This window comes from Parasphingorhabdus sp., assembly GCF_036964675.1.
Taxonomy (GTDB): Bacteria; Pseudomonadota; Alphaproteobacteria; order Sphingomonadales; family Sphingomonadaceae; genus Parasphingorhabdus.
On record NZ_JBALTF010000050.1, the window covers coordinates 1 to 21255 of the forward strand.

Genomic DNA, 21255 nt, shown 5'->3' on the forward strand with positions numbered 1-21255 from the left:
GGTCGACCAATGTGTTGCCGAGTTGCCCCTGCAGCAGAGAGGTCGCCGCGCGCGGCCCGCCGTTGATGATCGCCACGGCATCGGCGATGCTCATATTGCGGATGGTTTCCGCCACGATCGGAGCGGCGAGTTCGGCGCCCGTTTCTGCGGCGCGGTTGACCTGTTTGAGCAGGCGATCCTGAATCGGTCTGGAGCGCAACAAGGCGGTTGCGATGCTGGTCACCCGCGATCCGCCGAGCGAATCCGGCACCGAGATGCGGGCCACCTGGCTGTCAAAGAAACCATTGGGCTGGAACAGTTCGGCAAAGGCATTCTGGGACGACAGGGTGAGCAGCCGCTTGACCGCTTCGGTTAGGCTAAGACCCGGCAGACTTGAACAACCGGGAAGCGCAAGCAATCCGGCGGCGGCACCCAGGCCCAATACCGCTCTGCGATGATAGATCATTACTCTCTCCCGTTTTCGCCAAAGCAAGAATGACGAATGGCAATTCCCCGCCTATAGCATCAATATGAATCGCGTTCGTGTACTCCTCCTTAACGCTGCTCTGGGTCCGCTTGATTACCGGGTGCCCGATGGCATGCGAGTCGAGCCGGGCTCGATCGTGATCGCTCCGCTTGGTCCGCGCAGAGTGCCCGGGGTGGTGTGGGAGGCACAGAGCTTTCCGGTCGAGGAAATTGATCCGAAAAAATTGCGGCCGCTGCTCGAGGTGCGCGATGTGCCGCCGCTGCGCGCACCGCTGCGCCGGCTGATCGAGTGGACCGCCGCCTATTATTTTGCTTCACCGGCATCGGTGTTGCGCATGGTGCTGTCGAGCGGAGCCGCCTTTGCCGACAATCGTCCGATCAGCGAATATCGTCTGAACGGCAAGATTCCCGAACGGATGACGCCGCAACGCGAACAGGCGCTTGAAAAGCTGGTCGACACGCAAGGCACGATCAGCGAACTGGCCGTTAAAGCCGGCGTATCGGTGGCAGTTATCCGGGGGCTGGAAAAGCTGGGCGTGTTTGACCGGGAAGACGTTTCCCCTTTCGCTGCCACCGCCAACCCCTCGCCCGATTTCGGCGCGGTTGACCTCAGCGATGATCAGCAAAAGGTCAGCAATATATTGATCGAAGCGGTGCGCGCATCGCAGTTCAAACCCTTTTTGCTCGATGGCGTGACCGGCTCCGGCAAGACCGAGGTCTATTTCGAGGCGATTGCGGAAGCCTTGCGTCAGGACAAGCAAGTGCTGGTGCTGCTGCCCGAAATCGCGCTCACCGAGCCGTTTCTCAACCGGTTTGGCGTGCGTTTCGGTGCCGAACCCTTGGCCTGGCACAGCGGCATGAAACAGTCGGACCGCAAGAAAAACTGGCGTGCGCTGGCCGAAGGCAATGCCAAAGTGATTGTCGGCGCGCGTTCTGCCCTGTTCCTGCCTTATGCCAATCTCGGTCTGATCATCGTCGACGAGGCGCATGAGACCAGCTTCAAGCAGGAAGATGGCGTGCGCTATCATGCCCGCGATGTCGCGGTGATGCGCGGACTATATGAGCAGATCCCGGTGATATTGGCCTCGGCCACGCCGGCGATAGAAAGCCGCCATCAGGTCGAACAGGGAAATTATGAGCTGCTCGAACTGCCGGCGCGGTTTGGCGGCGCGACGATGCCGGATATCAAGGCGCTGGATCTGACCGAGGATGTGCCGCCGCGCGGACACTGGCTGGCCCCGACTCTGGTCGCTGCGCTGGAGGAAAATCTCGAACGCGGCGAACAATCGCTATTGTTCCTCAACCGCCGCGGCTTTGCCCCGCTCACTCTGTGCCGGACCTGTGGCCACCGGATCGATTGCCCCAATTGCACCGCCTGGATGGTCGAGCACCGGCTGACCCGCCGGCTTGCCTGCCACCATTGCGGCCATGTCATGCCGATCCCGGAGAAATGCCCCGAATGCGGCGACGAGGACAGCCTTGTGGCCTGCGGACCGGGAGTCGAACGGATTTGCGACGAGGTCAAAATGCTGTTCCCTGCAGCCCGCACGGCGATTGTCACGTCCGACACGATCTGGTCGCCGCAGCGGGCCGCCGATTTCGTCAACCAGATGGAAGCGGGAGCGATTGATATCGTTGTCGGCACGCAGCTGGTGACCAAGGGCTATCATTTTCCCAATCTGACTCTGGTCGGCGTGGTCGACGCGGATATCGGGCTGGAAGGCGGTGACCTGCGCGCCGCCGAACGGAGTTTCCAGCAGATCGCGCAGGTCGCGGGGCGGGCCGGACGAGCGGAAAAACCCGGCCGTGTCTATGTCCAGACCCGGATGCCCAACGCGCCGGTGATCCAGGCGCTGATCCAGAATGATCGGGAAGGCTTTTACGCCGCCGAGATTGAATCGCGGCGGCAGGCCCTGGCGCCGCCGTTCGCGCGCTGGGCAGCGATTATCGTGTCGTCGGAGGATAATAAGGAAGCGATGGAGACGGCGCGGCTGATCGGCCAGACCGCTCCCAAGCTCGACGGGTTTTCGGTTTACGGGCCTGCTCCGGCCCCGTTGTCGATGCTCCGCGGCCGGCACCGGCATCGTTTGCTGGTCCATGCCCTGCGGTCCGTCGACTTGCAGAATATCATGCGCGACTGGCTGGAACAGCTGGAATGGCCGCGCGCAGTTCGGGTCGGGGTGGATGTCGACCCCTATAGTTTTGTTTGATTGCCAAGAACCCTTCACTTTCAAGGGATGGGCTTAGCAAATATAAAAACTCCTTTGAAAATCCTGTCGAATTAAAGCATGAGCCAGTCCATGATCAAAAAGCTGTTCCTGCTCGTCGCAATCACCTCCGCAACCCTGGCAACTGGCCCGGCCCAGGCCGATCCGAACGATATCAGCGCCGCCAGCCGCTCGGTGGTACGGGTCGTGCTCGCCGCAAAAGATGGCAACAATGTTGCCTTTGTCGGCCATGGCAGCGGCTTCGTGGTGGCGCCGGACAAGATCGTTACCAACGCTCATGTCGTCGAGATCGCGCGACAGGAGTCGTCGGTTGTCATCGGTATCATCCCCTCGCAGGGCGGGACCAGCTATGGCGGCCGGATCATCGCTTATTCGCCGAGCAATGATCTCGCGCTCATTCAGGTGCTGGATGGCGGACGCTTGCCACCAATGACGATGTTTGGCGGTCCGGTTGGCGATGGCGCGGATGTGGTGGCGATCGGCTATCCCGGTTCTGTCGACCGGGCGCAGGGACTTGATCTGGATGACCTGATCACCCCGATGTCACCGGTCAAGACGACCGGCACGGTGTCGGGCGGACGCACGACCAAGCAATTTGACACGCTTCTGCACACCGCGCCGATTGCATCGGGCAATAGCGGCGGTCCGCTGATCGACAATTGTGGCCGGGTGCTGGGCGCGAACAGCTTCGGCTCGATAAGCGATGGCAATGATGCGGAATTTGGCTTTGCCGTATCAGCCAGAGAGATATTGAGCTTCCTGCGCAAGGCAGGCGTAAACGTCGGAGTGACCGCGACGCCCTGTCGGTCCGCCGCCGAGATTAGCGAGAAAGAACAACGGCGTGAAGCGGCAGCCCGTGCGCAAGTGACCGCGGCCAAAGAAGCGGAAGCCGACAAGCGCGAACGCGCCGAGACCAAATTGCGCACCAGCATATCGCAGGATATCATCGCCGAGCGGGAAAACCGGATAGCGATAGCGGCGCTGATGCTGGCACTGTCCCTGCTGGCCGCCGGCGGCGCGGGTGTCCTGATGGTTCAGGGCAAGCGCAACCCCGGCATCGGTGCAGCCGGTGGTGCAGCGGTTCTGCTGCTCGGCGCCGTCATCATCTTCCTGTCACGTCCGGATTTCAGCGAAATTGATGACCGCGTTGCCGCAGCGATGGAAGAAAAAGCCGGAGACAGGAGGCCGCAGCAGATGAGTGTGGCCACATCGGGTAAATATCTATGCACGATCAACCCGCAGCGTAGCCGGATCACCGTATCGCAGGAAGAAGAACTTCCGCTCGAATGGGCAGAAGGCGGCTGTGTCAACGGCCGCACCCAATATGGCCGCGATGGCGCCAAATGGTCCCGGATATTTGTCCCCAATCAGGAGCAGACGGTCACCATTAGCAGCTTCCAGCCGGACAGCAGCGAGTTTACCGAGGAGCGCTATCTGATGGATCTGGACGCGATGACCAGAGCAAGGGCGATCCGCGCCAAATATGGCAACAGGGCCTGCACCACCGACGTCAAGGCGCTGACCGATATCGAGGATATGGTGAAGGCGATTCGAGCGGAACTGCCGAGCCAGGCGAACGAGAGTCTGGTTTATGAGTGCAAGAAGCTGGCTCAATAACCGGGTTCACCGCCCTCGAATATTGTTTTCACCTGCCCGGCAAGCCAGCGCATCGCCGGGGCCGATGCGATGTCGGTGACGGATCCTCGCAACGCCGAGCCTGGCCAATTCAGCATGGCTCGGACCTAGTTGATTTTTGCCCCATTTGTATGTCGCATATAGGTCAGCAGATGGGTGCATAGTGACGTCAAGAGATCCGTCGATCTTCCCTTTTTGATCGCATCTTCCAGTTGTCTGGCTTCTGCGGCAATTTCGCCTTCACCAAATGTACCCGCAGTTCCCGCCAGCTTGTGCAACATGCTTGCAATATCTGCTCTGCGTGCTGCCGACCAGCTATCGATTGTGCCAATGCCAGCCAATAAGCTATCCAGTGTTTTGGTCCGAAACTCCTCATATTTCGGACGCAGCATAGCGATGGTTGGGTCTTCATCGGCCACTGCTATTGCCGAAGCCCGGTCATGCGACCGCGGATCGAAATACCAGCTGCTCACCGCTTGATGCAGATCACAAAATTGAATGGGCTTGCTGACATGATCCTGCATGCCAGCCGCCGCGCAGGCATTTTTGTCCTCGACAAAAGCATTGGCGGTCAATGCAATGATCGGAAGCTGATCCGCCGTGATACCGGCTTGACGGATCTGTCTCGTGCTTTCGATTCCATCCATGATCGGCATCTGCATATCCATTAGAACAAGGCCAAAATCATGGCCTGGATGAGCACTTCCGGTCAGAACATCCAATGCTTGCGCGCCATTTTCGGCACAAACCACGGTGCAGCCCATGCGCTCGAGCATCGCGGTTGCAAGCAGCCGATTGATTTCATGATCTTCGACAAGCAATATGGTACGATTAGCGGCCGGCAAGGTGATCAGACTGTTGTCGGCAATGACGCGCTCAGCTGCCTCAATACTGGGATCGACGCATTCGCTCAAAGGTATTTCCACACAGAATGTGGTTCCCGTACCGGCTATGCTTTCCAAGCTGATATTGCCACCCATCATCTGGACAAGCTTGCTAGAAATCGCCAGGCCATGGCCAGTCCCGCCATAGGAGCGCTGCGTATTATCTTCCGCCTGTATAAATTCATCAAATATGGATCGCTGACGGTCTTCGGGAATTCCTATACCCGTATCGATGACGCTGATTTTGAATTTGCTTTTGTCATCGCCTGAAACTTCGGCCTTGACGGTTATTGAACCGACTTTGGTAAATTTGATCGCATTGCCGATCAAATTGGTCAGAATCTGACGGAGACGCAGCTTGTCGTGCACGATAAACTTTGGCAGATCATCGGCATATTCCAGATTGAGCGCGAGTTTCTGATTATCAGCAGCCGTCAGCATCATGTTGCAGGTGCTCTTCAGCAAATCGACCAGTTCAAACGGTTCCGTCGACAAAACCAACAATCCGGCATCAATCTTGGAAACATCCAGAATATCGTTCAGCAAAGCCATCATTATCGTGCCGGATTCCTGAATCAACTCGACATATTTTGCCTGCTGTTCATCCAGCTCCGATTGACGGAGCATTTCTGCGAAACCGAGCACGCCGTTCATGGGCGTGCGAATTTCGTGGCTCATATTTGCCAGGAATGACGCCTTCGCCTCTGCCGCCGCTTCCGCGATGTCGCGTGATTCCTGCAGTTCATTCTGCCGTTGACGCAAATCTTCAATCGCTTTGCGCTGTTCGGTAATATCGACAATTACGCCGACATAGCCGATAATATTATTCTGAATGTCGAACTCGGCCTGGTTCACGGTGCGAACCCAGATTTCCACGCCTTCCTGTGTGATGTGACAAGATTCCCGTTCACGCTTGTCTCCAGGTTTATTAAATCCGGTAAATGCCTCGGCCATTTCAGGCGAAGTCTTGTCTTTCAGGACCCGAATCCAACCGTCGCTTTTGACTTCTTCCTCACTGAGTCCAATCCGGTCTCGCCATGTCTTGCTCACATAGAATATTTTGCCGTCTGCATCTGCCTGGAAAAATCCGACAGGAGAGGATTCCGCGAGTCTGCGAAACCGCGCCTCACTCTCTTCCAGCGCGTGTGATGCCGCGAGGGATTCTGTTACATCACGGATATTGCCTGTTGCTCCGGCAAATTGCCCCTTCTGATCACTTACTGCCTCGAGGAACACTTCAACAAGGCGTTCTTGTCCATCAGCCCGAATGATTGTCTGGTTGAGAGTGAGAGTGTTCAATTCTCCCCTCACAAGGCGGAGATATTCTGCCTCCGTTTGCTGCAGAGTTTCCTTGGTCAACAATTTGGTTGCAGGCCAACCCAGCGCCTGTTCGATGGAATAGCCCGTGATGGTTTCCCAGGCGGGATTTAAAACCAGCCACCGCCCTGACTTGTCGGTGCGGAAAACGATATCGCGCATGTTATCAAAAATGGATTGGGTTTGATCACGCCGGAACCGCAACTCCCGCTGCGAAACGGTTTGCGCTTCCAATATGCTGGCAAAAGGCAGCGCGCTGGCGAATGTGAACAGGAGAAAAATTTGGACGACCAAGATATAGCCGTGACGATCACCATCAACCAACTGCGCCGGTCCTGAACCGCTGAATGTTACTGCAATCGCGATGATTGCAATGATCGCAGCGGATAGCGAAGCACCCACAATACCCTTGCGGACTGTGGCAATGAGCACAAAAAGCGAGGTCATGAACAAAAACGGGTATGAGGTCTGGCTGAAGACGTAGAGGGTCAAGAGCCCACCGATACCGAAGATGAGCAGATATTCGATATCCATTTTCTTGTTCCATCGATGGATACCGTTGGTATTTCCGAAAAACATGGAGAAGATCGGTGCAAAAATCAGCATGCCAAGGCTGTGCGCAATCAGCCAATCAAGCCATCCAAGCATCGACACATATTGGCTCGACATTGAAAATAGCGTCAATGCCAGCACACCCGAAACCATGGGCGCAACCAAACCACCGAGCACAACAAACCAGATCAAATTCCCTGTATTTGCAAAATTGGGGTCCGTTCCACATTTCCGGCGGATAAGAAATATCGCCATGCCAACTTCGACAGCATTGGCGACCGAGATGACCATGGCTTTCAGCCAACTATCGCCCGCGCCGATTGCAATGGCAAAGCATAAAGCTGCGCAAGCCAGAATATGCAGGACGGATGCCCTGCTACCATATCGCAACAAGGCGGCGACCAGGAAGCCATTCGATATCCACAATGCTGAAAAATCTGCTTCCCCACGGGTCAACAATATCCCTGCAGCTGACAAGATACCAAAGGCCGCGACGATCCCTGTAAAAACGGCAATGCGCCTGCCGACGGAGTCAGGAAGTCTAGCTGCAATATTCATCCGGACACTGACCTAACTATTGTGGAAGCAGGCTCTGCAAAAGAAACGCCTGCTCCACTCCGCATTTACAGGACGATATTGACCGGAATCGATCCAATGGTTTGAAGCCTGTGATTGCCTCTTTGAGCTTTCCGTCAGGGAACGCTTCGATGGCTGATTGGCTCAAATTATTTACAGAGTTATACTGGGTCATCTGCAATTGGTTACGGAAAAGGAGGTTTTAATTAAGGCCAATTCATCAGAACAGATTTACTTTTACGCCTTTGCGCCGCGCTAACGCCTGATCTTCACTCGCGCTGATCCCAGCTCTGGTGATGGGGAGCGCCGGCAAATCCCCGTAAATCGACAAGTCGCTTTTCTGCCTCAAGCTATGCAGGCGGTCGCGAGGCGTTGGCAAAGAGGGCTGTTCGAAAAAGCCTTAGCCTTGCTCCTTCTCCAACAACAATTGCTTGATCTCCAGCCCATAAGCATAGCCGCCCATCGTCCCGTCGCTGCGCACCACCCGGTGGCAGGGAATCAGGACGGCGACGTGATTGGCACCATTAGCACTGCCAACGGCGCGGACGGCTTTCGGCTTGCCGATGGCGACGGCGATGTCGGCATAGCTGCGGGTTTCGCCCTCCGGGATTTTGCGCAATTCCTGCCACACCGCTTCCTGAAAGGCAGTGCCCTGCACATCGAGCGGGATATTATGCGGGCGGGCCGGTGTTTCGACTTGCGCGACCACGTCGCCAAGCAGCTTTTCAAAATCATCACCACCCTGTTGCAGCTCCGCCTTCGGAAAGCGCCCGCGCAATTCTGCTTCGCCTTCCCCGAACGACAGGCAGCAAACCCCCTTGTCGGTCGCAGCAACCATCATCGGACCGAGCGTTGTTGCGACGCTGGCCCAGCGCACCATCGCCCCTGCCCCGCCATTTTTCCAGACGCTTGGCTGCATTCCCATCCGCTTGTCCTCATAAAAACGCGAAGCCGAGCCGTAGCCCGCTTCGTAAATAGCTTCGGTTACCGACGCCCCGCCATCCAGCGCATCCTTGACCCGCTCGGAGCGCAAGGCGCGCGCATAGGCTGCTGGCGACAATCCGGTTTCACGCTTGAAGATGCGCTGAAGGTGGGCCGGCGAATAGCCAGTGACATCAGCTAGCGCATCCAGCTTGGGCGAACTTTCCGCCATGCGAATGGCTTCGATAACCGCTTTGACCGCCGCTTCGTCGCGCGCCAAATCGTTGGGACAGCAGCGCAAGCAGGCGCGTAGCCCAGCGGCTTCGGCCTGTTCCGCTTTGGCAAAAAAGCGAACATTTTCCCGCTTGGGATGGCGAGCGGCACAGGATGGGCGGCAATAGATGCCAGTGCTCAGCACGCCGGTGACAAATTTTCCGTCAAATGACCGGTCGCGGTCGGCCACGGCTTGCCATGCTGTTTTTTCGTCGATCATGCCTTGCCCCGAGATTCGTCGTTACTGATGTAACCCATTTGGACGCATCCGCACAGGACCGCTTCCCGTATCTTGCGATCAAAACGAAATATTCTCGTTTACGTCTATCAATCCCGTTAACCCTGAGCCTGTCGAAGGGTTATGGCCACGCCCCTTCGACAGGCTCAGGGCGAACGGAGTGAGTGCTGGAAACGACGCCAAAAACTGCCATTTCCGTGATTCTCCCAATTCTTTCCCAAAGCCATCTTGCATCGCAGCAAAATGGTTGCTAGACGCCGCGCATCCGTGGGCGGAATCGCAGGATTTCCGGCCATTAAGCGGACCATTTCATGAACGGTTTTCAGACCAAATTACGGTCAGGGAGAAGCAAACGCGTGGATCATTCCAGCGGCATAAGAGCGAGTTTAGCGGGGCGTTACGCCACGGCTTTGTTCGCGCTCGCAGAAGAAAATAACAGCATCGATACGGTGCAGGCCAGTCTCGCGACATTGAGCGCGATGATGGCCGAATCGGCGGACCTCAGGGCGCTGACTAGCAGCCCTGTGCTGTCCCGCGACGATGCCGGCAGAGCGATCGCAGCCACGGCCAAGGCCCTTGGCCTCGACAAGCTGTCGACCAATGTTCTCGGCGTGCTCGCGGCCAACCGGCGGCTCGACCAGATCCCTGCAGTCATTCGCGCTTTCTCCACGCTGGCTTCTAGCCATCGCGGCGAGATCACCGCCGAAGTCACCTCAGCCCATCCGCTGGATGACAAGCAGATTGATGCGCTCAAGGCGCAGCTCAAGAAACGTGTGGGAAGCGATGTTAGCGTTTCCACCGCAGTCGATCCGTCCATCCTGGGCGGGCTGGTCGTGAAAATCGGCAGCCAGATGATCGACAGCTCGATTAAAACCCGTTTGAACACCCTATCGCAGGCCATGAAGGGCTAAAGGAAGATACACATGGATATTCGCGCCGCAGAAATTTCAAAGGTCATCAAGGACCAGATCGCCAATTTTGGCAATGAAGCCCAGGTTTCCGAAGTCGGAACCGTGCTAGCCGTCGGTGACGGTATCGCCCGTATCCACGGCCTCGATCAGGTCCAGGCCGGTGAGATGGTCGAATTCTCCAACGGAATTCAGGGCATGGCGCTGAACCTCGAGGCTGACAATGTCGGCGTCGTGATCTTCGGCTCCGACGCTGAAATCAAAGAAGGCGACGTGGTCAAGCGGACCGGCACGATCGTGGACGTTCCGATCGGCAAGGAATTGCTCGGTCGTGTGGTTGACGGTCTCGGCAACCCGATTGACGGCAAGGGTCCGATCAACACCACCCAGCGTAGCCGTGTGGAAGTCAAGGCACCGGGCATTATCCCGCGCAAATCGGTTCACGAACCGGTCCAGACCGGCCTCAAGGCTCTCGACGCTCTCGTTCCTGTTGGCCGCGGCCAACGCGAATTGATCATTGGTGACCGTCAGACCGGCAAGACCGCTGTCGCGATCGACACGTTCATCAACCAGAAGACAGTCAATGCCGGCGACGATGAAAGCAAGAAGCTCTACTGCATCTATGTCGCCATCGGCCAGAAGCGCTCGACGGTTGCACAGATCGTCAAGAGCCTCGAAGAAAATGGCGCAATGGAATATTCGATCGTGGTTGCTGCAACCGCGTCCGAGCCTGCACCTCTCCAATATCTCGCGCCATATACCGGTGTGACGATGGGTGAATATTTCCGCGATAACGGCATGCACGCCTGTATCGTTTATGACGATCTCTCCAAACAGGCTGTGGCTTATCGTCAGATGTCCCTGCTGCTGCGTCGTCCTCCAGGACGTGAAGCTTATCCTGGTGACGTTTTCTATCTTCACAGTCGCTTGCTCGAACGTGCTGCGAAAATGAACGAAGACAATGGTTCTGGTTCGCTGACCGCATTGCCGATCATTGAAACCCAGGCTGGTGACGTTTCGGCCTATATCCCGACCAACGTGATTTCGATCACCGACGGCCAGATCTTCCTCGAAACCGACCTGTTCAACCAGGGCATCCGTCCTGCGATTAACGTGGGTCTCTCGGTTTCCCGTGTGGGTTCTGCCGCGCAGACCAAGGCGATGAAGAAAGTGTCCGGTTCGATCAAACTCGATCTGGCACAATATCGCGAAATGGCTGCATTTGCGCAGTTCGGTTCCGATCTCGATGCATCGACGCAAAAATTGCTCGCACGTGGTGAGCGTCTGACACAGTTGCTCAAGCAACCGCAATTTTCGCCGCTGCCGTTCGAAGAACAGACCGCGTCGATCTATGCCGGTACCAACGGGCATCTCGACATTGTCGCAGCCAATGACGTTGTGCGTTATGAAGCCGCGATGCTGGCCCATATGCGCAGCGAACATGCCGACATATTGAAAACGATCCGCGAAAGCGGTGACTTGGCGGATGACACCAAGGCGGCTCTCGAAGCGGCTCTGGCGGCATTTGGCAAGACGTTCGTATAAGGAGAAACTGTCATCCCGGACTTGATCCGGGGTCCAGCGAATAGAAAAGCCGCGAAGCGACGTTTTTATTAGACTGGGTTCCCGCCTTCGCGGGAATGACAATTGAAGGAACGAAATGGCTAGTCTTAAAGAACTGAAAGATCGGATCGCGTCGGTTAAGTCGACCCAGAAGATCACCAAGGCCAAGAAGATGGTTGCAGCGGCGAAGCTGCGCCGGGCACAGATGGCCGCAGAAGCGGCGCGCCCCTATGCGAGCCAGATGGAAAAGGTAATGGCGAGCCTCGCCACCAAGGTTTCGATTGACGAAAATTCGTCGAAACTGCTGGCGGGCACAGGCAAGCTTGAAACCCATCTGCTGGTCGTTGCCACTTCGGACCGCGGCCTGTGCGGCGCGTTCAATGCCAATATCGTCAAGGAAGCCCGCGCCAAGGCCGAAAAGCTGCTCGGCGAAGGCCATAAAGTGTTGTTCTACATGGTCGGGCGCAAGGGCATTCCGATCATCAAGCGTTTCTACCCCGGCCAGATCTTGAAGCATTTCGATACGTCGATTGTCAAAGCACCGGGATATGAAGAGGCCAAGGCGATTGCTGCGGACCTGACCGCACTGATCGACGAAGGCAAATTTGACGTCGCTCATCTGTTCTACGGCAAGTTCAAGTCCGCCCTGATACAGGAACCGACGGTTCAGCAGATCATCCCGATCGCTGTTCTGGACGGTGCAATCGCTGAATCCGAAGGCGCAGTCGACTATGAGCCGGACGAGGAAGAAATTCTCGCCGTGCTGCTGCCGCGCAATCTGACCACCCAGATTTTCGGCGCATTGCTGGAAAATAACGCATCGGAACAGGGTGCATCGATGACCGCCATGGACAATGCGACCCGCAATGCCGGCGATCTGATCGACAACCTCACGATTGTTTACAACCGCAGCCGTCAGGCCGCGATTACCACCGAATTGATTGAAATCATCGCTGGCGCTGAAGCGCTCTAAAGCACGTACGCAAGGAAACGTAAAAATGGCAAAAACCAAAAATGTAGGCCGCATTTCACAGGTCATCGGCGCTGTCGTCGATGTCACCTTTGATGGCGAGATCCCGGCAATTCTCTCGGCTCTGGAAACCGACAATAACGGTAACCGGCTGGTTCTCGAGGTCGCGCAGCATCTCGGCGAGAACACCGTTCGCACGATCGCCATGGATGCGACTGAAGGTCTGACCCGCGGTCAGGAAGTGACCGACACCGGTTCGCAGATCATGATGCCAGTTGGCCCCGAAACGCTTGGCCGGATCATGAACGTGATCGGTGAGCCAATCGACGAACGCGGCCCAATCGGCAACAAATTGACCTCTCCTATTCATGCGGAAGCTCCTGCTTTTGTAGACCAGTCAACCGAAAATGAAATTCTGGTTACCGGCATCAAGGTCGTCGACCTGCTCGCACCTTATGCAAAAGGCGGCAAGATTGGCCTGTTCGGCGGCGCCGGCGTGGGCAAGACCGTGCTTATTCAGGAACTGATCAACAATATTGCCAAAGGGCACGGCGGTACGTCGGTGTTCGCCGGTGTTGGTGAGCGTACCCGCGAAGGTAACGATCTCTATCACGAATTTCTCGATGCAGGCGTTATCGCCAAGGATGCCGACGGCAATCCGAAGTCGGAAGGTTCTAAAGTGGCGCTGGTCTTCGGCCAGATGAACGAACCTCCAGGAGCGCGTGCGCGTGTGGCTCTGTCCGGCCTGACCCAGGCGGAATATTTCCGCGACGTCGAAGGCCAGGACGTGTTGTTCTTCATCGACAATATTTTCCGCTTCACCCAGGCTGGTTCGGAAGTGTCCGCGCTTCTCGGCCGTATTCCTTCGGCTGTGGGCTATCAGCCTACCCTGTCGACCGACATGGGCGCGTTGCAGGAACGTATTACCTCGACCAACAAGGGTTCGATTACATCGGTTCAGGCGATTTACGTTCCTGCCGATGACTTGACCGACCCTGCACCAGCAACCTCCTTTGCCCACTTGGACGCAACCACCGTTTTGAACCGTGCGATTTCGGAGCTGGGCATCTACCCTGCTGTTGATCCGCTCGATTCAACCTCGCGTGTTCTCGAACCACGCGTTGTTGGCCAGGAACATTATGATACGGCCCGTGCTGTTCAGGAAACATTGCAGAAATATAAGTCTTTGCAGGACATTATTGCCATTCTCGGCATGGACGAGCTGTCTGAAGAAGATAAGCTGGTCGTACAACGCGCCCGGAAGATCCAGAAGTTCCTGTCGCAGCCGTTCCACGTTGCCGAAGTCTTCACCGGCATCCCAGGCAAGTTCGTTGATCTCGAAGACACGATCAAATCGTTCAAGGCTGTTGTCGAAGGCGAATATGATCATCTTCCCGAAAACGCCTTCTACATGGTCGGCGGCATCGAAGAAGCGATCGAAAAAGGCAAGAAAATGGCTGCTGAAGCGGCTTAAGCAATCAAGCCCCTCTCCTTCAGGGGAGGGGTTGGGGTGGGGCATGTTCTCACCCTCAAATTCGCAGATCGGCATCGAGCCAATCTGCTCATAAACCACCCCTTACCCCTCCTTTGAAAAGGAGGGGTGGAGAATGAAAATGGCAGATCTACATTTCGAACTCGTAACCCCAGAGAAACTCGTCCGGTCGGAAGATGTGTTCATGGTGGTTGTACCCGGTACCGAGGGTGATTTTGGCGTGCTGGCCAATCATGCCGGCGTGATGTCGACGATCCGCGATGCCGATCTGGTGATCTATTCCAGCGAAGGCGCGACGCCGGAGACTATTTCCGTGCAGGGCGGCTTTGCCCAGGTCAACGAAAAGGGTCTGACGGTTCTGGCCGAAGCGGTTAGCTAACAAGACTGCCGCCGTTTCTTCGGCGGTATTTTGAATTTAATCCCCCTCTTTCCCGACCAGGACAGCGAACGCCCAGTTGGATCTATGAAAGGTTTTCACAATCCTATGTCTGGAGAATCTATATTGATTCCAGGGCGCGTTGGTGATTTGGTCCCAGACCAGAACGACCGGCGATATTTTGTGAAGCATGTTTAGATCAGCGGATTTCCCTTCTTCGGCTAATCGATGACCAGTTCAGCTCCCATCGTCCATTTTCTTTACGAACCGGGCAATGGCGGGCTGGATCGTGTTGCAATCCTGTTGGCCAATGGCATGGCCAAACGCGGAATATCAACCGAATTATGGTTGACCAAGGCCACTGGCCCGGTCGCCCATCTAATCGCAGCCGATGTAAAAGTCCGGATGGTGCCTTCGCCCCGATTTGGCGGACGAGGGTTACGCTTGTTCCTGCAGATTCCCGCTGTCGCGCGCATGATCCGCCAGCATCAACCCAGGGCAATCTTTTCTGCCGGCAATCAGACGAACCTGTCGCTGGCAATCGCGAATAAAATCGCCGGAGACAGCCCGACAAAGATCCTCCAGAAAATTACCAACCCGGTGCTGCGACCCAGTTTTGGTACGTGGGTGAAAATCTACCGGAAATGGCGATTTGGCCTCACCGCAAGATTGGGCGATCTGTCCCTGACCCTGAGCGCCGCTGATGCCGAAAAATATGCTGAAATATATCCGCACGCGGCCAGCAAGTTTCAATCGGTGCCCAATCCTTACGTGACCCCTGAAATGTTGTCATCGGGTGAAATTCGGATAGCCCGCGATCCGGAAATGTCCACGCGACTGCTCGCTATCGGCCGGATCGCACCGCAGAAAGGCTATCTGACATTACTGTCAGCCCTGGCCCTGATTGTCGACCATCCTTGGTCGATGACGATTTTAGGGGATGGGCCGCTTATAGAAGACGTGAAGCGAAGGGCTAGAAAGCTGGATTTGATCGAGCGGATCGAATTCGTCGGTTTTGTTGCCGATGTGACACCCTATTTCGCGCAATCCGATATTCTCGTCCTGTCCTCGCAATGGGAGGGTTTTCCGGCGGTTCCTATAGAAGCAATGGCCACCGGTTGCGCCGTGGTCGCGACCGATTGTTCGGACGGCTTGACGCAAATTCTGCATCAGATCGGTCAGGACACTGTGGCTATCCAGGATCCCGAAGCGCTTACCAAAGCGATAAGGGATGAGATTGACTCACCTCAACCGATCGAGCCGCTCAGGGCATGCGCAACCGCCTATGCCATCGAAAATAGTGTTGATCAGCATCTCAAGCTTATGCAGCAAGTTTGCCGAATATCTTAGGCCTCCAGCACTGTATTTGCCCGGCGTGCGCTGCGCCAGAGCAGCAAGCCACTGAAAATTATCAATAGCCCACCCAGCATCGCGGTCTGGTCAATCGGGTCACCAAAGACGAAGACGCTGATCGCCGTCGCGATCAGCAGCTGGATATAGACAATCGGCGCAATCGCTGCCGCCGTCGTTCGCATGGTTGCCATGAACAGCAGGAAATGGCAGCCGGTGGCGGTCAGTGCCACCAGCAGACAGCGCAGGACAACGTCCCAGTCCGGGGTGCCGGGAACGGCCATGACGGGGACCAGCCAGTGCCCAATCACCGTGGCAGTGATCAGGAATATGGCCGCCCAGAAAGCAATGTAAAATTGCGCCGCAAAAATCGACCGCTGAGTCGATACCATGCGGTTGAGGATCAGCATTGTCGACATGGCAAAGGCCGAAATAAGCGGCAATATAGCCACCCAGCCAAAGGCAGCGACATTGGGCCGCAGCATGATCAGCACCCCGCAAAAGGCAATGATCGTCGCCACCCATGTCCGGGGCGGCATATTTTCTTTCAAAAACCAGCCGGAAAATAATGCGGTGAGGATCGGGTTGATGAACGATATCGCCACCGCATCAGCCAGCGGCATGATATAGATAGCGGAGAAAAAGCTGATGGTTCCGACGAACAGGGCAAAACCGCGCGCCATGTGGAGCCAGGGCCGGTTGACCTGAAAGCCGCGACGCCCTTCCCGCATGAACAGGATTACAGCCAGAGCCAGCGCGCCGATCGTGAAACGAAGCGCGGCCACCGCTGGCGCGGGCCAGTCGCCGGCCATCGACTTGATCACAGCGTCGCCAAGCGGGAAACCGGCAAATGCTACCAGCGCAAGCGTGATCCCCCCTGCCGCAGCTGCCCGTTCCCGAGAATGATCAGCAGCCAAAATTTCGTTCCCTGTTCATTTTCATGGCTTAGCGGCTGCTCTGCGCCGCACAAGTCACAAAAATGCATGAGCAGTGATCCTCGCCCGATCCGTCAGATTTACCAGTTTATTAACCATTTTAAGGGAAAGAGGGGCTTGATCGTGTGACATTAGACATATCGGACAGAACAGCATGAGCGCATTTGGCAAGAAAAGTGGACTGGGCGGCGGCAAGCCGTCCTTTGGCGTAGCAAAGCCAATGACCGGCGACGGCAAGAAAAATGCCGAATCTGAAAATCGCGACGACAATCTGGGCGGCCATCAATTTCCGCCGCTTGAATCCATTCCGCTCTCCGACCAAGAGACGCCGGCCTCACCAGCACCCGCCCAAAGTGAGGCGATGGCCCGACTTTCTGAGCGCTCGCAGCCCTTGGCGGAAAAATCCGACAAGGAAGAAGGCTTTGGTGCCTCTGTCCACAAGATCAAGGAACAGGTGCTCCCGCGTCTGCTCGAGCGCGTCGACCCGGAAGCCGCCGCGACCCTGAACAAGGAAGAACTGACCGAAGAATTCCGCCCGATCATCATGGAAGTGCTGACCGAATTGAAACTGACGCTCAACCGGCGCGAACAATTTGCACTGGAAAAAGTGCTGGTCGACGAATTGCTCGGCTTTGGACCGCTGGAAGAACTGCTCAGCAATCCGGATATCTCGGATATCATGGTCAATGGCCCCGAACAGACCTATATTGAAATCAAGGGCAAGCTTGAAATCGCCCCGATCCAGTTCCGCGATGAGGAACATCTGTTCCAGATTGCCCAGCGGATCGTCAATCAGGTTGGCCGCCGCGTCGACCAGACCACACCGCTCGCCGATGCCCGTCTGAAGGATGGTTCGCGTGTGAACGTTATCGTGCCGCCGCTGAGCCTCAAGGGCACCGCGATCTCGATTCGTAAATTTTCCGAGAAGCCGATCACGCTCGACCTGATGAAGGGCTTTGGCTCGATGTCCGACGAGATGTGCACGGTGCTCAAGATTGCTGGCGCCTGCCGGTTCAATGTGGTGATCTCCGGCGGTACCGGTTCGGGTAAGACGACCATGCTCAACGCCATGTCGAAGATGATTGATCCCGGCGAACGCGTGCTGACCATCGAGGACGCCGCCGAGCTTCGTCTGCAGCAGCCGCACTGGTTGCCGCTCGAGACCCGGCCGCCCAACCTCGAAGGCGAAGGCGCGATCACCATCGGCGATCTCGTCAAGAACGCCCTGCGTATGCGGCCAGACCGGATCATCCTCGGCGAAATTCGTGGCGCGGAATGTTTCGACCTTCTCGCCGCCATGAACACCGGCCATGATGGCTCGATGTGTACGCTTCACGCCAATAGCCCGCGCGAGTGTCTCGGCCGTATGGAGAATATGATTCTGATGGGTGACATCAAGATTCCGAAGGAAGCGATTTCCCGTCAGATTGCCGAATCAGTCGACCTGATCGTTCAGGTCAAACGACTGCGCGATGGTTCCCGTCGCACCACCAACATCACCGAAGTGATCGGCATGGAAGGCGATGTCATCGTCACCCAGGAATTGTTCAAATATCAATATCTCGACGAGGATGCCGACGGCAAGATCATCGGCGAATATGTATCGGCAGGCCTGCGCCCCTATACGCTCGAAAAAGCCCGCCAATATGGCTTTGACCAGCCGTTGCTGGAAGCCTGCCTGTAATCACCATCTTATCCGGTCGAGATTATTCCCAGACCGAACGCAATGGATATGCCAAAGGTCAGCAACGCCAAGGCGGTGATGGTTGACCATGGCATGAAACCGACATCTTCAATATCGCGGCGATTGCTGCGCCGCCGGTTGCCGATTTCCGAAATCACGGCAATTGTCCCGGACATACTGCACATCACTATCCACAGCGGCGGCATTTGGGCTTAGCCCTTGTCGATCATGTTGATGATGCCGGAAAAATCCTTGCCGCCCTGCCCCTGTGCTTCGGCATATTGTTCGTAGAGTTTCGCGGCTTTGGCGCCCATCGGCACATTCGCACCGGCGCTTTGTGCCGCTTCCATCGCCAGACGCAAATCTTTCAGCATCAATGCGGCGGCAAACCCGCCTTCATAATCATTGTCTGCCGCACTTTGCGGGCCGACACCGGGCACCGGACAATAGCTGGTCATCGACCAATTCTGCCCCGATGCTTTTGAGGAGATGTCGTAGAATGTCTGCAGATCCAGGCCCAGCTTCTCGGCCATCTTGAATGTCTCGCTAGTCGCGATCATCGATGCGCCAAGCAGCATGTTGTTGCAGATTTTCGCTGCCTGTCCCGCGCCATTGCCGCCGGCGTGGATCACCGCCTTGCCCATGTCGGACAATATCGGTTCGGCGCGCTTGAAGCCTTCGTCGCTGCCGCCAACCATGAATGTCAGCGTGCCGCCATTGGCCGCCGCAATACCGCCGGATACCGGCGCATCCACGGGTACAAGGCCCTTGGCTTCGGCCATGGTCGCGACATCGCGGGCGCTGTCGACGTCGATGGTCGAGCAGTCGATGACCAAAGTTCCGGGACTGGCATTGATGATGATCTCATATTCATAGACCTTGCGGACATGGGCGCCAGCCGGGAGCATGGTGACCACGGCTTCCATATTCTGGACCGCCTGCGCGGCATCGCTGACTGGATGGCAGCCCGCCTCGCCTGCGCGAGCCAAGGCTTCGCCCGACAGGTCAAAGGCATAGACCTCATGTCCTGCTTTCGCGAGATTGGCAGCCATGCCGCCGCCCATATTGCCGAGGCCGATAAATCCGATTTTCATTTTAGTCTCCAGTGATTGTCAGCGAAACAAAGCAATACAGCTTTGCAAGGTGGAAGCAGCTATTCCTAGCGTCCCTTCCACTGGCCTTCGCGTTTTTCGATAAACGCAGCCATGCCCTCTTTCTTGTCTTCGGTGGCGGTAAGGATCTGGAACAGGCGCCGTTCGTGCACCAGGCCTTGTTCCAGATTATTCTCGAACGCCGCATTGACCATTTCCTTGTTCACCTGAGCGGCCATTGGCGGCATCGAGGCGACGAGCGCGGCAGATTTCATCGCTTCGTCGAGCAGATCATCATGCGGCACAACGCGGGCGACCAGCCCGGAGCGTTCGGCTTCTGCGGCATCCATCATCCGGCCGGTCAGGCACATTTCCATCGATTTGGATTTGCCGATCGCGCGGGTCAGCCGCTGCGAACCGCCCATGCCGGGCGCCACACCCAGCTTGATTTCCGGCTGGCCGAATTTAGCCTTGTCGCTGGCAATGATATAATCCGCCATCATCGCCAGTTCACAGCCACCGCCGAGCGAGAAACCGTTGACCGCCGCGATCCACGGCTTGCGGGTCGCCTTGACGATATGGCTGGTCCATTTGGCGAAGAAATCCTCCAGATAGAAATCAGCGGCGGATTTATCGTACATTTCCTTGATATCGGCGCCAGCGGCAAAGGCCTTGTCGCCGGAACCGGTCAGGACGGCGCAATTCTGCGTCTCATCCGCCTGAAACGCAGCAAAGGCATCGATCAGTTCGTCGAGCACCTGGCTGTTGAGTGCGTTCAGGGCTTGCGGCCGATTGAGGGTGATCAGGGTAACCTGCCCCCTTTTTTCGGTCAGGATGGTTTCATAGGTCATAGCGGTTTCCATTCTTCCTCTGCCGGTAACGGCGCGAAAATATTGTCGATCCAGTCGGCGGTGACATCCTCTGGCGTCGGCGGGTTCCATTTCGGATCATTGTCCTTGTCGACAATCAACGCCCGCACGCCTTCGAGGAAATCGTGCATCACCAGCACATGATAGCCGATCCGGTACTCGTTGCGCATTTCGTCAGCGAAGCTCTCCATCGCAGCACCTTCCTTGAGCTGACGCAGAGCGACCTTGCAGGTCTGCGGGCTCTTGGTGCCCAGCGTATCGCGTTCCTTCGTGGCCCAGTCACTGTCATCGGCTTCCAGCGCTGCCAATATGTCCTCAAATCGATCGAAGGCAAAAAACTTGTCGATCTTGTCGAGATTTTTGGCGATCCGCGCCTCCGGGATAGTGCCCGAAAGCTGACCCAATATGCCCTCGATCCGGTCCGGCTTTTCCGAAATCCGCTGCTTGGCTTCTTCGAGAGCTTCCGATTGCAGATAATGGGTCGCAATGCCCACTTCCTTGCACTCGGCGCCGTCCAGTCGCGCGCCGGTCAGCGCCAGAAATTGTCCAAGCCGTCCTTCAAGCCGTGACAGATACCAACCGCCGCCAACATCAGGGAATAGACCGATACCGGTTTCCGGCATGGCAAAGCGCGTATATTCAGTCGCGACACGATATTTGGCCGGTTGCGAAATGCCGACTCCGCCACCCATGGTGATGCCATTCATGAAGGCGACCACCGGCTTGGAATATTCAAACAACAGATGGTTGAGCTGATATTCCTTGTAGAAAAACTCGCGCCCCTCCTTGCCGTCGGTCATGCCGGACTCGCGCAGCATGGCAATATCGCCCCCAGCGCAAAACCCTCTGCCTTCGCTATGGTCGATAATCACCGCTTCGACTTCGTCATCGTCGCGCCATGCGAGCAGCGCGTCGATCATCCCGAGAC

At 56.6% G+C, this 21255-nt stretch carries 17 protein-coding genes; 9 read left to right on the forward strand and 8 right to left on the reverse strand.

Translation table 11 applies throughout. The features are described from left to right. The coding region (locus V7665_RS09660) for a DUF4197 family protein (RefSeq protein WP_335664329.1) at positions 1-445 on the reverse strand (445 nt) is incomplete at its 3' end. A 64-nt stretch (positions 446-509) separates the two neighbouring features. On the opposite strand from V7665_RS09660, the gene V7665_RS09665 reads away from it, so the two are divergent. Next, on the forward strand, positions 510-2675 hold the full coding sequence (locus tag V7665_RS09665) for a primosomal protein N' (protein ID WP_335664330.1): 2166 nt from the start codon (positions 510-512) through the stop codon (positions 2673-2675). A 90-nt stretch (positions 2676-2765) separates the two neighbouring features. Continuing rightward, a complete protein-coding gene (locus V7665_RS09670) occupies positions 2766-4310 on the forward strand; it encodes a trypsin-like peptidase domain-containing protein (protein WP_335664331.1) in 1545 nt (514 codons plus the stop codon). A 125-nt stretch (positions 4311-4435) separates the two neighbouring features. On the opposite strand, the gene V7665_RS09675 is transcribed toward V7665_RS09670, so the two are convergent. Together V7665_RS09675 and ada are read right to left on the reverse strand one after the other, a co-directional pair. Further along, a complete protein-coding gene (locus V7665_RS09675) occupies positions 4436-7639 on the reverse strand; it encodes a PAS domain S-box protein (RefSeq protein ID WP_335664332.1) in 3204 nt (1067 codons plus the stop codon). Between the two features lie 418 nt (positions 7640-8057). Further along, positions 8058-9071 (reverse strand): bifunctional DNA-binding transcriptional regulator/O6-methylguanine-DNA methyltransferase Ada, encoded by a 1014-nt coding sequence (ada, locus tag V7665_RS09680; RefSeq protein WP_335664333.1) that lies wholly within the window; start codon positions 9069-9071, stop codon positions 8058-8060. A 374-nt stretch (positions 9072-9445) separates the two neighbouring features. On the opposite strand from ada, the gene V7665_RS09685 reads away from it, so the two are divergent. The 6 genes from V7665_RS09685 (at position 9446) to V7665_RS09710 (ending at position 15748) form a co-directional block, all read left to right on the forward strand. Next, positions 9446-10000: a F0F1 ATP synthase subunit delta gene (locus tag V7665_RS09685; protein ID WP_335664334.1), complete on the forward strand. Its 555-nt coding sequence runs from the start codon at positions 9446-9448 to the stop codon at positions 9998-10000. 12 nt (positions 10001-10012) lie between these two features. Next, positions 10013-11542 carry a F0F1 ATP synthase subunit alpha gene (gene atpA / locus V7665_RS09690; RefSeq protein ID WP_335664335.1) on the forward strand — a complete coding sequence of 510 codons (1530 nt, stop codon included), beginning with the start codon at positions 10013-10015 and terminating at the stop codon, positions 11540-11542. A 115-nt stretch (positions 11543-11657) separates the two neighbouring features. After that, the gene (locus V7665_RS09695; protein WP_335664336.1) at positions 11658-12533 is read left to right on the forward strand and encodes a F0F1 ATP synthase subunit gamma; all 876 of its coding nucleotides are present in this window, start codon (positions 11658-11660) and stop codon (positions 12531-12533) included. A 25-nt stretch (positions 12534-12558) separates the two neighbouring features. Continuing rightward, positions 12559-14004 carry a F0F1 ATP synthase subunit beta gene (gene atpD, locus V7665_RS09700; RefSeq protein WP_335664337.1) on the forward strand — a complete coding sequence of 482 codons (1446 nt, stop codon included), beginning with the start codon at positions 12559-12561 and terminating at the stop codon, positions 14002-14004. A gap of 139 nt (positions 14005-14143) precedes the next feature. Further along, positions 14144-14401, forward strand: coding sequence for an ATP synthase F1 subunit epsilon (locus V7665_RS09705; protein ID WP_335664345.1), 258 nt, complete (start codon positions 14144-14146; stop codon positions 14399-14401). 225 nt (positions 14402-14626) lie between these two features. Then, complete coding sequence (locus V7665_RS09710; protein WP_335664338.1) at positions 14627-15748, forward strand: glycosyltransferase; 1122 nt, start codon at positions 14627-14629, stop codon at positions 15746-15748. Here the strand turns inward: V7665_RS09710 and V7665_RS09715 are convergent. Beyond that, positions 15745-16665 carry a DMT family transporter gene (locus tag V7665_RS09715; protein ID WP_335664339.1) on the reverse strand — a complete coding sequence of 307 codons (921 nt, stop codon included), beginning with the start codon at positions 16663-16665 and terminating at the stop codon, positions 15745-15747. The two genes, V7665_RS09710 and V7665_RS09715, sit on opposite strands and share 4 nt — an antisense overlap. Before the next feature lie 172 nt (positions 16666-16837). Here V7665_RS09715 and V7665_RS09720 point away from each other — a divergent pair, with 172 nt between their 5' ends. After that, positions 16838-18367 (forward strand): CpaF family protein, encoded by a 1530-nt coding sequence (locus V7665_RS09720; protein WP_335664340.1) that lies wholly within the window; start codon positions 16838-16840, stop codon positions 18365-18367. A gap of 8 nt (positions 18368-18375) precedes the next feature. Here the strand turns inward: V7665_RS09720 and V7665_RS09725 are convergent, their stop codons facing one another. The 4 genes from V7665_RS09725 to V7665_RS09740 form a co-directional block, all read right to left on the reverse strand. Then, positions 18376-18543, reverse strand: coding sequence for a hypothetical protein (locus tag V7665_RS09725; protein ID WP_335664341.1), 168 nt, complete (start codon positions 18541-18543; stop codon positions 18376-18378). 36 nt (positions 18544-18579) lie between these two features. Beyond that, positions 18580-19461 carry a 3-hydroxyisobutyrate dehydrogenase gene (gene mmsB / locus V7665_RS09730; RefSeq protein WP_335664342.1) on the reverse strand — a complete coding sequence of 294 codons (882 nt, stop codon included), beginning with the start codon at positions 19459-19461 and terminating at the stop codon, positions 18580-18582. 65 nt (positions 19462-19526) lie between these two features. Then, positions 19527-20309, reverse strand: a complete 783-nt coding sequence (locus V7665_RS09735) for an enoyl-CoA hydratase-related protein (protein WP_335664343.1) — start codon at positions 20307-20309, stop codon at positions 19527-19529. Continuing rightward, positions 20306-21255, reverse strand: a 950-nt coding sequence (locus V7665_RS09740; RefSeq protein ID WP_335664344.1) for an enoyl-CoA hydratase/isomerase family protein, incomplete at its 5' end; no start/stop codon positions are given. The genes V7665_RS09735 and V7665_RS09740, both read right to left, overlap by 4 nt.